General features: G+C 65.9%; 12 protein-coding genes and 1 pseudogene. 6 read left to right on the top strand and 7 right to left on the bottom strand.

The genetic code is table 11. The features are described from left to right. The first annotated feature begins 33 nt into the window (after window positions 1-33). The 4 genes from FJ942_RS19575 (at window position 34) to FJ942_RS19560 (ending at window position 2,343) form a co-directional block, all read left to right on the top strand. Complete coding sequence (locus tag FJ942_RS19575) at window positions 34-402, top strand: hypothetical protein (protein ID WP_140565410.1); 369 nt, start codon at window positions 34-36, stop codon at window positions 400-402. A 191-nt stretch (window positions 403-593) separates the two neighbouring features. Continuing rightward, the gene (locus FJ942_RS19570) at window positions 594-1,154 is read left to right on the top strand and encodes a hypothetical protein (protein ID WP_224519033.1); all 561 of its coding nucleotides are present in this window, start codon (window positions 594-596) and stop codon (window positions 1,152-1,154) included. After that, window positions 1,151-1,771, top strand: coding sequence for a hypothetical protein (locus FJ942_RS19565; RefSeq protein WP_140898666.1), 621 nt, complete (start codon window positions 1,151-1,153; stop codon window positions 1,769-1,771). The genes FJ942_RS19570 and FJ942_RS19565 overlap by 4 nt, the downstream gene beginning before the upstream one ends. Next, window positions 1,768-2,343, top strand: a complete 576-nt coding sequence (locus FJ942_RS19560) for a hypothetical protein (RefSeq protein WP_140898664.1) — start codon at window positions 1,768-1,770, stop codon at window positions 2,341-2,343. Before FJ942_RS19565 ends, FJ942_RS19560 begins: the two co-directional genes overlap by 4 nt. A 22-nt stretch (window positions 2,344-2,365) precedes the next feature. Here FJ942_RS19560 and FJ942_RS19555 read toward each other — a convergent pair whose 3' ends face one another. The 5 genes from FJ942_RS19555 to FJ942_RS19530 form a co-directional block, all read right to left on the bottom strand. Next, entirely contained in the window at window positions 2,366-3,481 is a 1,116-nt protein-coding gene (locus tag FJ942_RS19555) for an ionic transporter (protein ID WP_140521414.1), read from the bottom strand. Between the two features lie 127 nt (window positions 3,482-3,608). Further along, a complete protein-coding gene (locus FJ942_RS19550) occupies window positions 3,609-4,892 on the bottom strand; it encodes a hypothetical protein (RefSeq protein WP_140499131.1) in 1,284 nt (427 codons plus the stop codon). Window positions 4,893-5,024: 132 nt separating this feature from the next. Next, a complete protein-coding gene (locus tag FJ942_RS19545; RefSeq protein WP_140516199.1) occupies window positions 5,025-6,041 on the bottom strand; it encodes an ABC transporter permease in 1,017 nt (338 codons plus the stop codon). Next, entirely contained in the window at window positions 6,038-7,603 is a 1,566-nt protein-coding gene (locus tag FJ942_RS19540) for a sugar ABC transporter ATP-binding protein (protein ID WP_140516201.1), read from the bottom strand. The genes FJ942_RS19545 and FJ942_RS19540 overlap by 4 nt, the downstream gene beginning before the upstream one ends. Window positions 7,604-7,835: 232 nt before the next feature. Continuing rightward, the gene (locus FJ942_RS19530; protein ID WP_140499137.1) at window positions 7,836-8,783 is read right to left on the bottom strand and encodes a substrate-binding domain-containing protein; all 948 of its coding nucleotides are present in this window, start codon (window positions 8,781-8,783) and stop codon (window positions 7,836-7,838) included. 318 nt (window positions 8,784-9,101) lie between these two features. Between FJ942_RS19530 and FJ942_RS19525 the strand changes: the two are divergent. Beyond that, window positions 9,102-9,788: pseudogene (locus FJ942_RS19525) on the top strand (RibD family protein); the annotation flags it as partial. 24 nt (window positions 9,789-9,812) lie between these two features. Here the strand turns inward: FJ942_RS19525 and FJ942_RS19520 are convergent. Then, complete coding sequence (locus tag FJ942_RS19520; RefSeq protein WP_140898661.1) at window positions 9,813-10,703, bottom strand: SDR family oxidoreductase; 891 nt, start codon at window positions 10,701-10,703, stop codon at window positions 9,813-9,815. A 90-nt stretch (window positions 10,704-10,793) separates the two neighbouring features. Here FJ942_RS19520 and FJ942_RS19515 point away from each other — a divergent pair, with 90 nt between their 5' ends. Further along, window positions 10,794-11,639: a helix-turn-helix transcriptional regulator gene (locus FJ942_RS19515; RefSeq protein WP_181165261.1), complete on the top strand. Its 846-nt coding sequence runs from the start codon at window positions 10,794-10,796 to the stop codon at window positions 11,637-11,639. 84 nt (window positions 11,640-11,723) lie between these two features. Here the strand turns inward: FJ942_RS19515 and FJ942_RS19510 are convergent, their stop codons facing one another. Then, window positions 11,724-12,623 carry a LysR family transcriptional regulator gene (locus FJ942_RS19510; protein WP_140898659.1) on the bottom strand — a complete coding sequence of 300 codons (900 nt, stop codon included), beginning with the start codon at window positions 12,621-12,623 and terminating at the stop codon, window positions 11,724-11,726. Between the last annotated feature and the right edge of the window lie 87 nt (window positions 12,624-12,710).

Raw genomic sequence — 12,710 nt, 5'->3', positions numbered from 1 at the left:
AGTCGGCGCGCGTGCAGCACCCCGGGAGAGACGATGGACGCCCTTGCCGCCGATTTCGCTCATGCCTGCGGCTATGACGGCGACAGTCACGCCCTCATCGAGGCTTTCGCGAGAATCCGCGAACACGGCATCCGCCAGGCGCGCCTCGGCCATTTCAGGCGCAAGGCGGTCGTCGACGCGCTGAAACAATCGGAAGCACTTTTCCTGGCGGCGATCGGCCCGGCGCTATCGGCACAGGAAGCCATCGAGGACGCCGCCCGCTTCATCTCCTTCTGGCGCAACATGCCGCGCTGGCGCCAGGAACGGCGCCTGGCGGACCTCGCCAGGGCGAGGCAACAACGCCTGCTGGCGCGCTTCTTTCGCCGCTACGGCCACCGCATTTGGGCCTTGCAGGCGGCATAGGCGGGCTCGCTAAGCCGTCGGCGACCACACTGCGCCACGAGAGAGACGCAGCCACGAGAAGGACTGGGCAATGCCGCCATTTGCGGGTTCCCATCCGCGCGTTTTCTTCCTAGATTGCCTGCGGGTGGCTGATCGTTCGACGTGCATATCAGGGAATGTTCAAGACTGCCCGTTCAAGAGTCCAGGCCTGGATGACGGCAGGCGCGGGAACCATCGCCGCGCTGTTGGCGGCCGGCCTCATGGGCGCCTTTGGCGCCCTGCCCGCTCACCCTCCGCCGCAACTGCCGTCCGATGCCGCCATCGATGCCGGCCGCTGGCGCATCAAACCGGTGCGTGCCTATGTCAGCCATGCCGACATCCATGGCGTGCCGCTGAAACCGGGCCAGAAGGCACTGGTGCTGGAGGCCGACATGACCAACCGCACGGCCGAATCCAACAAGGCCTACTTCGCTGTCTTCAAGCCGGAGGGAATCACCCTGCCGGACTCGATGCCGATGATCGCCCTGATACGCGATTCGACCCTGGCGCCGGAACTGCACCCCGGCATGACCGAGCGCCTGGCCTATGTCTGGCCGCTGGCCGGCGACGCCGCCGTGCCGCCGACGCTCGCCTTCGGCGTCACCGCGGAGATCTTCAAGCCGCGCGACAATCTCTACGGCACGCCCGGCTGGTACAATCCCTACCGTCTCGGCACCGTGACCTTGCCGCTCGCCGATATGCCGGCAACGGACACGCCGGGAGCCGGCTCATGAGGATGCGGGTCCTCGGCAATCTCGCGATTCTCGCCGCCACCGTGGCGCTGAGCTACGGTATGCAGCTTTCCAAGCCGCATTATGCCGACCTCACCGCGCCCATCCCGGTCGACGGCGCCATGCACGACACGGTGCGGGCACGCAGCTTTGACGTGCGGCTTGACGAGGTTGTCTTTGCCCGCGCGCTGAAGACCAACCAGTTCGGGCAGCAAAAGCTTTTGACGACGAGCGGCGTGTGGGCGGTGGTGACGACCAGCCTCACCGCGACCGACGCCTCCATCACGGTCGCGGACGGCACCTGGCAAGGTCCGACCGGTCTGCGCTACCGCCAGACGGAGCGGCTGGGCTATCGCCAGGACATGCCGCCGCACGGCGTCGATCCCGGCTTGCAAAAAAGCGGCCTGTTCGTCTTCGAAGTACCGCCCGACCAGATCGGCGGCGCCAGGCTGCTGGTCTCGGAACGCCAATTCGGCGCGCTCGACGCGCAGGCCCGCATCAGCTTCGACGGGTTGTCTGCCGGCGCCGATGGAGAACCGGCCGGCATCCTGCCGCAATACGATCTGGATGCACCACCGGGCCAGACTTCTCCGGGCCAGACACCGCAGGGCAAGCCATGAGCGCCGTCGCGACCGACATGGGGCCGGCCGCCGAGCGGCAGGTCGAGAAAAAATGGCGCAGGCGCAGCCTGGCGGCGCTTGTCATCCTGCTGCCGCTGGCGCTGGCAGAAACCAGCCATGACAGCTTGCGCGAATGGCTGGGCGGCGAAGACCTCATCGCCAGGGATGTCGACTTTGGCCAGTCCGCGCACTTCGGCGGCAGCGACTGGAAGCTGGCGGACCTGCGCGGCGGCAAGGCCGGCCGCTTGCCCGATCAGGCCTTCGCCGTCATCGCCACCTTCTCCGTCACCGTCGGCGATCCCGACTTGCAGAAGCAATGGCTGGGCTGCAGGCTGATGCTGACCGATGCCGCCGGCCGCCGCTGGCTCCCCGACATGATTTCGGGCGTCAGACTGCCGGACGGCGTGATGAACTGCACCTCGGCGATCTTCTCCGGCGCCAAGACAGGCGACGTCATCACCATCGGCGACACCTTCATCGTGCCGGAGGATGCCATCAAGACCATCCGTCCCGCCATTGGGCTGGGAAGCGGGCGGCCGTGGTACCTGCGGTTTCAACGGCCGCCGAAGTAGCGACAGCGCCGGCAGTCCGGAGTCACGGCACGGCGATCAACAGGACGTAAGCAACAAAGACGACGAGGTGAGCAAGTCCGGTGAGAACCGTCGTGCGTCCGGTACTGAAACTTACGACACTCACCGCAAGGGCCAGAACCAGCAAAATCACGTCGCTCGGACCGAGACCGAGGTTGAGCGACTTTCCGGTGATGAGGCTGGCCGCCGCCACTGCCGGGATCGTCAGTCCGATGGTCGCGCACGCCGAGCCCAAAGCGACGTTCAATGCGCGCTGGAGCTCATTCCCCCACGATGCCTTGATGGCGGAGATCGCCTCGGGGAGCAGCACGACAAACGCAATCATCGCGCCGACGATCGCATCCGATTGCGGGATCTGCAGGTAGGTAAGGCCATCTTCAACGCCAGCCGCGACCCGTTCCGTCAGCAGGACGATCCCGACCAGTCCCAGAAGCAGGAAGACGAAATGCGTTGGCACGCCGTGGACCTGCGGAGAATGGCTTTCCGGAGCGCTTTCACGCAGCTGCACCTCCAGGAAGTCCTCTTTCTGGCTGTAGCTCTGGGCGAAAACGAAACTGCCGTAGAGCAAGAGCGACAGCAGCGCGACGAAAGCCAGTTGCGTGGGAGAAAATGTCCCGGGGCTGGTGGCAAGCGTATAGTTCGGGAGCACCATCGTCAGCACCGTGATCGCGGTCAGCACCGAAAGAAAGGAACTTGTGCCTTGCCTTCGGATGTCCTGGTGGCGGTGCCGCCACCCGCCAAGTGTCAGGCACAGCCCCACGATGCCGGTGCAAACGATCATGACCGTGGAGAACACGGACTCTCGCGCCAAGGTCGGATTGTTGGCGCCATGCCGCATCATCGAAACGATAATCGACACTTCGATGGTCGTTACAGCCAAGGTAAGAACTAGGGTGCCGTACGGCTGTCCGACACGTCGGGCTATCGCCTCCGCATGTCGCACCACGGCAAAGACGGTTGCCAAGGTAAGGATGATCGATATGCCGGCAACGATCACCACAATCGCCGTCCGATCTTCGATCGGCTCTATGTTCGATTGCAATATCAACGCCAGCGCGCAGCAGACCACAGGCAGGCCGAAGGTCATTGCCTCACTTCGACGGCGGAAGAAGTAAGTCATGCCATTCTCTTCGATCTTGCGAGTGCAAACAGGCGGTCTGTTTACGAGACCAGGAAAGATCGCACTTTCGCCCCATCACACGTACATGGCAAGGCGCGACAAGGATACGCTACGGTCATTCCCGTCGCTACCGGGAACGACCGCCCCCCTTCGATAGCGAGAACGCCGTCTCCAGGACGGCGGCGAGGAAGCAGATGCGCAGCGGCTCGACCAGGATGCCGGTGGAGGAATCCTGGAACGGGCTGCCGAACAACAGCGTCACGCCATGCGACAGGATCTGCCAGACGTCGAGCTCGTGCGGGCCGATCAGCCGCGTCGCGCCGAGCCACAGCCAGGCCGCGCCCCAGTCGAGCAGGCGATAGCCGACGATCAGCGTACACAGCAATACGAGGCTGGAACTCACCGTCAGCCGCACGCCATTGGCGATCGGCAGATAGCGCGAGCGGTAGCCGGCGACGAAATGCTCGACGAAATCGCGCAGGAATTTCGGCAGGCCGGCATAGCGCTTGCCGACGCGTTCCAGCCGGCCGTGCACGCGCATCAGTGCCGTGTCGTCGCGCACATCATAGCCATAGATCAGCGCCGCCATCACCAGCCAGATCAGCGGCAAGAGCATGTAGAAGAACAGGTTGACGGCGATCGTCGAGGGCGCGATCGAGGTGATCTCGACCGGCACCATCGGCGCGGCCGTCGCCGCCGGCACCGGGCTCGCCAGCCCGTCGGCCGACGCCTGCAGAACCGACCAGAAATTGCGGCTCATCAGCCATTGCAGCGCGCTGTCCTTCCAGCGGCTGATGACGTAGAGGCCGACGAAGATCCAGTTGGTCTCGCAGATCACCACCACGATCTGCCAGAACGAGGCGGCGCCCGTTTTCGCCTGCATGAACTTGGCCAGCCGGCGCACCAGCCAGGACACCGCCACCGAGACCAGCAGCCAGCGCGAATCCAGCACGTCCAGAACATTGGCGCTCTGGCCGAAGCCGGCCCGGTCGAGCGTTTCGCGCGAATATTGCCGCACGATGTCGCCGAGGAACCCCCAGGCCGCGTAATAGGCGAAGAAGGGTAACAGCGCGATGGTGATCATGCGCACCAGCCGCGAACCGCGCCGGTCCGCGGTTCCCTGCCCCTCGGCGACCGTGGCCTTTTCCGCGCCACGCTGCGCGGCCAGCACATGGGGCAAGCCGGGACGCAGCACATGGAACATCGCCACCGTCACCACCAGTTGCGCCAGTGCCACCAGCGTCAGCATGGCGAGCCCGGCGAAATGATTTGCGAGCGCCACCTTGGCCGCCAGTTGCAGCAAGAGATCGCCGGCCAGAACACCGGCCAGCACCAGCACGACGAGCTGCGGCCAGAACCGCCGCAGCAGCGAAAAACTCAAGCTGATCGGTCTGATGATATCGGCAAACATGAGGTTCTCTCAGAATGCCACCCGCCCGAAATCCTTCTAGCAAAGGGGGGTTGTTTTGCAAGAAAGGTAGCGAGCTCTCCTGCCTATGGCAGAGCGGCGATTTCCCCTTCTCCGACGACAAGGGAGAAGGAATTAGCGCCTCACCCGCGACTTCAGCCAGCGATCGAACGCCACCGCCAGGATCAGGATCAGGCCGATGACGATGCTTTGCGTGTAGGACGAGACGTTGTTGAACTGGAGCCCGTTCTGCAGCACGCCGATCAGGGCGGCGCCCACCACGGTGCCGCCCACCGAGCCGATGCCGCCGAACAGCGAGGTACCGCCGATGACGACGGCCGAAATGACCGTCAGCTCGTAGCCGATGCCGGCCACCGCTTCGGACGAATTCAGCCTGGCCGACAGCACGAAGGCGGCGAGCCCGGCGAAGAAGCCGACGATGACATAGACCGAGACCAGGATGCGGTCGACGCGCAAGCCCGACAGCCGTGCGGCCTCGGCATTGCCGCCGACGGCGTAGACGGCGCGTCCATAGCGCGTGTAGCGCAGCACGATGTGGCACAGGATGGCGGCCGCCGCGAAGATGATCGCCGGCACCGGCACGGGGCCGATCAGCCCGGTGCCGAACCAGCGCATAGAAGCGTCGAAGCCCGAGATCGGGCCGCCATTGGAGATGGTCAGCGTCAGGCCGCGAAACACGGTGAGCCCGCCAAGCGTGACGACGAAGGGCGGCACTTTCAGCCTGGTGATGGCAAAGCCCTGAACACCGCCGGCCACCGCCCCCACCACCACGGCAGCGAGCAGCGCCGCGAACCAGCCATAGCCCTGCGTTCCCGACGTCGACAGCGACAGCGTGTTGGCGGTGCCGCCCTTGGCGACCACGGCCGCCACCATGCCGCAGAAGGCGAGCAGCGAGCCGACCGAAAGATCGATGCCGGCGGTGAGGATGACGAAGGTCATGCCGAGCGCGATCAGCCCGGTGATCGATATCTGGCGGGTGATGTTGAACAGATTGATCGGATCGATGAAGCTCGGCTTCAGCACGGTGAAGACGACCACCAGCGCCGCCAGGAATAGCAGCGGCCCGAAATTCATCAAGAGCCGCGCAATGCTGATGCCGCCACGCCGGCTCTGTTCCTCGGCCACGCTCATCGTGCCTCCTCCTCAACCGCTCCCGGCTGGTCGAGCGCCATCAGTTCCATCAGTTTTTCCTCGCTTGCCTCGATGCCCGGCATCTGCCCGGTGATGCGTCCCTTGCGCATGGTCACGATCCGGTCGGACACAGCCAGCACTTCGGGCAGCTCGGACGAAATCATCATCACCGCTATGCCGCGCGCTGCCAATTGCACCAGGATCTGGTGCACCTCGGCCTTGGCGCCGACATCGACGCCGCGCGTCGGCTCGTCGACGATCAGCACCTTGGGGTCGCGCGCCAGCCAGCGCGCCAGGATCACCTTCTGCTGGTTGCCGCCTGACAGGCCCTCGATCGCCTGCTCGGCCGACGCCATGCGGATCGATAGCATTTTCCGGAACCCCGCCAGCGCATCGCGCTCGCGCCGCTCGGCCATGAAGCCGAAGCCATTGCTGAACCGCCCGAGCGAGGCGACGGAGAAATTCGGCAGGATGCCGAGCGCGGCGAAGATCGCCTGATGCTTGCGATCCTCAGGCACCAGGCCGATGCCGAGCGCTATGGCATCCGCCGGCGAGGCCGGCGCGATGGGCCTGCCGTCGAGCGTGATCGTGCCGCCCGCGATCCGGTCGGCGCCGAAGATGGCGCGCGCCAGCTCCGTGCGACCCGAGCCGACGAGGCCGGCGACACCCAGGATCTCGCCGGCCTTCAGGTCGATATCGACGCCGTCGAGCACGATGGCGTGCGGCGCTTCGGGATCGCGCACCGTGCGCAACCCGCGCACCGACAGCACGACGTCGCCGGCCACCGTGCGCTGCGCCGGCCGCGCATAGAGCTCGGACGCCGCGCGGCCGACCATTTTCTCGATGATGCGCGGCAATCGGATCGGCCCGCCTTCGCGGTCGAGATTGCCGGCCAACCTGCCGTCCCGGAGCACCGTCATGCGGTCGCAGATGGCGGCGGCCTCCTCCAGCCGATGGGTGACGAACATGATGGCGACATGGTCCTTGCGCAGCCTGTCCATGATCGACAGCAGCCGCTGCACCTCTGTCTCGGTCAGCGCTGATGTCGGCTCGTCCATGATGATCAGCCGGCTCTTCAGCGACAGCGCCCGTGCAATCTCGACGAGCTGCTGCTCGGCCACCGAAAGCGCCGAGACCGGCGTCATCGGATCGATCGTGAGGCCGACGCGGGCGATGATGGTGCGGGAGTCCTGCTCCATCTTGCGCCAGGAGACGAGGCCGAGCGGACCGGTCGGGGCGCGGCCGATGAAGATGTTCTCCGCCACCGTCAGCGTCGGGATCAGGCTGAGCTCCTGGTAGATGGTGACGATACCTAGCCGCTTGGCATCCTGCGGGCTCGACGGCCGGTAGTCGGCGCCGTCGAAGCTGATGCGCCCGCCCGACGGCGGCATGACGCCCGACAGGATCTTGAGCAGCGTCGACTTGCCGGCGCCGTTCTCGCCCAGCAGGCCGAGAATTTCGCCGGGCCTGATGTCGAGCGAGACATCGCGAAGCGCGGTGACGCCGGCGAAATGCTTGGTGACGCCCTCGACGGCGAGCAGGACGGGTGCGGCTTCAGCCATGGAATGGGTGCTTCCCTCGATGCAGTTTCCGGACCCGTCGGCGCGTGAACACCCCCCTCTGTCCTGCCGGACATCTCCCCCGCAAGGGGGGAGATTGGCTGTCTGTTCCGCATTCGCCAATTTTCAACGCCGCAATGAGAATGCGGACATCGACACTGCCAATCTCCCCCCTTGAGGGGGAGATCGCCGGCAGGCCAGAGGGGGGTGCTGCCCCGCCGACCTCTCCATGCGCTCACTTCGTCTCGTTCAGCCTCTCGGCCTTGTCGAGATTGTCCTTGCCGATGACGATCGGCGTCAACAGCACCAGCTTCTCCTTCGGCTCCGTCTTGTCCCTGGCGTAGGCGACGGCGATCTGCACGGCGGTGCGCGACTGCTGGCCGGGGAACTGTTCGACCGTGCCGGCGAGCTTGCCGTCGCGGACCGCGACCAGCGCTTCCGGCAGCGCATCGAAGCCGTAGATCTTGACGTCGGTGAAGTTGCGCGCCGCGCAGGCTTCGAGCGCGCCCAGCGCCATGTCGTCATTGGCACAGACGATCGCGTCCGGCTTGCCGTTGGCGGCAAGGCCGGCTTCCGTCACCGACAGCGCCTCGGCGCGGGCGAAATTGGCGGTCTGCTCGAAGACGATCTGGTACTTGTCCTTCAAGGGATCGAGCACATTGTGCACGCCCTTGTTGCGGTCGATCGCCGGCCCGGCGCCGGGTTGGCCCTGGAGGTGGAACAGTTTCGCGCCGTTGGGGAACGCCGCCACCACGGCCTGCGCTTCCGCCTCGCCGCCCTTGACGTTGTCGGCGCCGACATGGGCGAGGATGCCCTCGACGCCGTCGACGCGGCGGTCGATCGTCACCACGGGAACGCCGGCCTTGACCGCTTCCTCGATGGCCGGCGCCAGCGCGTTGACGTCGAGCGGCGAGATCACGATGGCGTTGACCTTCTGCACCAGGGCCGCCTCGATGTCGGCGGTCTGCTTGGTGGCCGAGTTCTGGCCATCGCTCTCGGTCAGGTTGACGCCTTGCGTGGCGGCTTCCGCCTTGATCTCGTTCAGCATGTGCACGAAGAACGGAAAGCCGAGACTGGGCACCGAGCCGAGAATGGTGAGCTTGTCCTGCGCAAATACCGAGGGCGCGGCAAGCACCATCGCGCCCGCGGCCACGGACGTCATCAGGAATTCACGTCTGTTCATGGGATCCTCCTCCACAAGAACGCACGGCCCCGGAAACCGGGACGGTTTCAGGAAGGATCATGCGTCGGTTCAAAGTGTTGGAGCATCCTCCTTGCGTTTGCTAACGCATGCCGCTCCAGCTGATCGCCGTTGCAAAAACTGCCTCCCGTCGGCACCAGCAAACGGATGCTAGCCCAGGCTCAACCATTTGTGCAACATCGATATAACAGGCCCAGTCGGCAATGGTCGGAATTTGGATGAGCCGGGTGCCCAGCTTCCATTCTCCGGCGCTGGCCCTAGTTTGAACCGCGCCTGAGCCCATTCCCTGGAGACACCCGCATGAAACCGCACATCATCTGCCATATGATCGCGTCGCTGGACGGCAGTCTCCACCCGAGCCGCTACACGGCCAGCCCGGACGGAACCCGGGCCGAATGGTCGAGCCTCTACGAGTATATCCATAATGATTTTGCGGGCGACGGCTGGATCGTCGGCCGCGTCACCATGGCCGAGATGAGCAAGGCCGGCGCGCACCCGCCGGCCGATGCGGGCAAGGTCGACCGACCCTATCATGTCGCGCAAACCGGTACGGGAAGCTACGCGGTGGCGCTCGATCCATCGGGCAAGCTCCACTTTTCCAAACCCGACATTGGCGGCGACCATGTCGTGGTGCTGCTTGGGCACGATGTCGCCGACAGCCACCTGGCCGAGCTCGCTGCCGACGGCGTGTCCTATATCGTGGCGGAAACGGCTGACATGGATCTCGGCCGGATGCTCGAAGTTCTCAACCGCGAATTCGCCATTCGCCGGCTGCTGCTCGAGGGCGGCGCCGGCATCAACGGCTCCTTCTTCGCGGCCGGCCTTGTCGATGAGCTCAGCCTTCTCGTTGCTCCCGCTCTTGATGGGCGGGCGGCGAACCAGGGTTTCGTCGAATTCGGCGAAACCGGCCTCGCGGGCAAGATGCAACTGTCGCTCAAAAGCTGCGAAGCCCTCGCCCACGGGCTCGTCCATTTGCGCTACGCCGTCGGCTGGCGACGCTTTATCGGCGCATCATGCGTCGTACCGCATGGCCTCGAGATCGGCGATCAGCGTCGGGCCGGTCGGCTGCCAGCCGAGCCGCGCCTGGGTCAGCGCGCTGGAGGCCGGCAGATCCATCGGGGCGAACATCGCCATCCAGCCGAAATGCTCCGCCGCCTGTTCCGGTGCGATCGAAACCACCGGCACGTTGAGGCCCCGCCCGATCACCTCGGCGATCGCGCGCACTTCGACGCCCTCCTCGCCGACCGCGTGATAGCGCGCGCCGGGCTGCCGCTTTTCCACCGCCAGCCGGTAGAGGCGCGCCGCGTCCAGGAGATGGCCCGCCGCATAGCGGTTACGGCCCTCGCCGACATAGGCCGAAACGCCTTTCTGGCGCACGATTTCGATGAGCGGCGTGATGAGCCCTTGCCTGACCGGGTTGTGAACCTGCGGCAGCCGCACCACCGAGACGTTGACGCCGGCTTCCAGCAAGGCATTGCCGGCGAGCTCCGAGGCGATGCGCGGATTGGGATGGCTGGCGTTGAAGACGTCCTCGCTGGCAAGCTCGCCATGTCCGGGGCTGCCCACGCCGACGCCGGAGGTGATCACCAGCGGCCGGTCGGATCCGGCCAATGCCTGGCCAAGTGCCGCGATGACCCGGCTATCCTTCTCGCAATTCTCGGCAAACCGCGAAAAATCATGGTCGAACGCCGTGTGGATCACCGCTTCCGCCTTCGCCGCGCCGTCGCGCAGGCCCTCTGGATCCTCGAGCGTTCCCCGATGCACTTCGGCGCCCGCCGCCGCCAGCGCTTCGGCCCCCGCTTCGGAGCGAGTGACGCCGACCACCTGATGGCCCGCCTTGATGAGCTCGGCAACGAGCGCCGAGCCGATGAAACCGGTCGCGCCGGTCAAAAAGATACGCATGCGAATTCTCCTGCACGATTGCCTGCGCAGTATCGCCGGTCTATTATTCCATTAAAGTAGTGATCTTATCGTGGTATAATGGCTAACAGGATGCCCACCAATTCCGCCGGTTCGCTCGCGGCGTTTCTGAGAGACCGGCGCACCCGGCTCGATCCGGCCTCGTTCGGATTTTCAGGGCGCCGGCGCACGCCGGGGCTGCGCCGGGAGGAAGTGGCCCAGCGTGCCAACATCAGCCCGACCTGGTACACATGGCTGGAGCAGGGTCGTGGCGGCGCGCCTTCGGCCGATGTGCTGAACCGCATCGCCAAGGGGCTGATGCTGACCGAGGCCGAGCGCGAGCACCTTTTCATGCTCGGGCTCGGACGCCCGCCCGAGGTCCGCTATATCGGCGCGGAAGGCATCAGCCCCCGGCTGCAGCGCCTCCTCGACACGCTTGAAGCGAGCCCCGCCTTGGTCAGGACCGCTACCTGGGATGTCGTTGCCTGGAACCGCGCCGCCCAGGTCGTGCTGACCGATTACAGCGCCCTGCCCGCAGACCAGCGCAACATTTTGCGCTTCATGTTCCGCAGCCCGGCCATCCGCGAAAAGCAGCACGACTGGGAAAACCTCGCCCGTTTCGTGGTGGGCGCCTTCCGCGCCGACGCGGCGCGTGCCGGCGCGGTGTCCGAGGTACGCGAACTCGTCGACGAACTGTGCAGCGCCAGCCCCGAATTCGCCGCCCTGTGGCGCGAGAACGACGTGCTCAGCCATGGCGACGGAACCAAGCGACTGAAGCACCCCGTGCTCGGCGACATCGAGCTGGAATATTCGGGATTCGCGGTCGACGGCCGCCCGGATCTGAGCCTGACCGTCTACAATCCGGTCGACAGCGCGGTCGCGGAGCGGATTCGCGAGCTGGCGAAGCGCGCCAAGGTGTCATTGGACCCGCCGCGATGATCCCTGCTCGTTCCTGGAACATTCCAGAAATGCGCAGCGGGTTGCATCCGACGATGCGTCCCATGAAACCGTCATCGCGGCGCCTCACCACCGCATCCCGCCGACAAAGTCGATGAATGCCCGCAGCGGCGCCGGGATGAGGCGGCGGCCGGGGTAATAGAGGAACGGGCCGGAAAACTCCTGCCACCAGGGCTCCAGCACCGGCTCGAGCCGGCCATCGTCGAAATAGGGGCGCAGCCAGTCCTCGAACAGCGAGACGATGCCGCCGCCGGCGACCGCCACATCGAGCGCAAGCGCCATAGCGGTGCCGGTGCTGACCAGCAGCGGCCCGGTCGGCTCGACGCTCACTATCTCGCCGTCGCGCTCGAACTCCCAGGGCGGCGTCAGGCCGCTGGCGAAGCGGCCGCGCAGGCATGCGTGATCGAGGAGGTCGCGCGGATGGTCGGGCCGGCCACGCCGGTCGAGATAGGCCGTTGCGGCAGCGGTGGCGAAGCGCTGCCGGCGCGGGCCGATCGGTACGGCGATCATGTCCTGCTCCAGCCGCTCGTCATAGCGGATGCCGGCATCGCAGCCGCTCGCCAGTATGTCGACGAAACTGTCCTCGGCGGTCACCTCCAGCCTGATGTCGGGATAGGCGGCAAGAAAGGGCGGCAGAAGGCGCGGCAGCACCAGTTTCGCCGCCACGACAGGCACGTTGAGCCGCAGTGTGCCGGCCGGGCGGTCGCGAAAGCCGTTGACGACATCGAGTGCCGCCTCGACCTCGCCGAGCGCGGGGCCCAGCCGCTCCAGCAGGCGCGCGCCGGCCTCGGTCGGAGCGACGCTGCGCGTGGTGCGGTTGAGGAGCCGCACGCCGAGCCCCGCCTCCAGCCGCCGCACCGTTTCGCTGAGGCTGGAGGCGCTGACGCTGCTGACCCTGGCCGCCTCGCGAAAGCCGCCGGCGCGCGCCACCGCCATGAATGCCTGGAGGTCGCCCAGATCTGCCATTGTTCGCCTTTCCGCACAGCCTGTGCCGATTGCGCCATATTATCGCGCAAGCGTGCATTGTCTACATCTGGCCGATCCAAAGGAGAT

This window comes from Mesorhizobium sp. B2-4-2 (assembly GCF_006442845.1).
GTDB lineage: Bacteria > Pseudomonadota > Alphaproteobacteria > Rhizobiales > Rhizobiaceae > Mesorhizobium.
This window is presented reverse-complemented; position numbering and strand designations above follow the sequence as displayed.

Coding starts and splice junctions, on each gene's coding strand:
- FJ942_RS19575 (WP_140565410.1), top strand. CDS start 34: ATGGACGCCCTTGCCGCCGATTTCGCTCATGCCTGCGGCTATGACGGC.
- FJ942_RS19570 (WP_224519033.1), top strand. CDS start 594: ATGACGGCAGGCGCGGGAACCATCGCCGCGCTGTTGGCGGCCGGCCTC.
- FJ942_RS19565 (WP_140898666.1), top strand. CDS start 1,151: ATGAGGATGCGGGTCCTCGGCAATCTCGCGATTCTCGCCGCCACCGTG.
- FJ942_RS19560 (WP_140898664.1), top strand. CDS start 1,768: ATGAGCGCCGTCGCGACCGACATGGGGCCGGCCGCCGAGCGGCAGGTC.
- FJ942_RS19555 (WP_140521414.1), bottom strand. CDS start 3,481: ATGACTTACTTCTTCCGCCGTCGAAGTGAGGCAATGACCTTCGGCCTG.
- FJ942_RS19550 (WP_140499131.1), bottom strand. CDS start 4,892: ATGTTTGCCGATATCATCAGACCGATCAGCTTGAGTTTTTCGCTGCTG.
- FJ942_RS19545 (WP_140516199.1), bottom strand. CDS start 6,041: ATGAGCGTGGCCGAGGAACAGAGCCGGCGTGGCGGCATCAGCATTGCG.
- FJ942_RS19540 (WP_140516201.1), bottom strand. CDS start 7,603: ATGGCTGAAGCCGCACCCGTCCTGCTCGCCGTCGAGGGCGTCACCAAG.
- FJ942_RS19530 (WP_140499137.1), bottom strand. CDS start 8,783: ATGAACAGACGTGAATTCCTGATGACGTCCGTGGCCGCGGGCGCGATG.
- FJ942_RS19520 (WP_140898661.1), bottom strand. CDS start 10,703: ATGCGTATCTTTTTGACCGGCGCGACCGGTTTCATCGGCTCGGCGCTC.
- FJ942_RS19515 (WP_181165261.1), top strand. CDS start 10,794: ATGCCCACCAATTCCGCCGGTTCGCTCGCGGCGTTTCTGAGAGACCGG.
- FJ942_RS19510 (WP_140898659.1), bottom strand. CDS start 12,623: ATGGCAGATCTGGGCGACCTCCAGGCATTCATGGCGGTGGCGCGCGCC.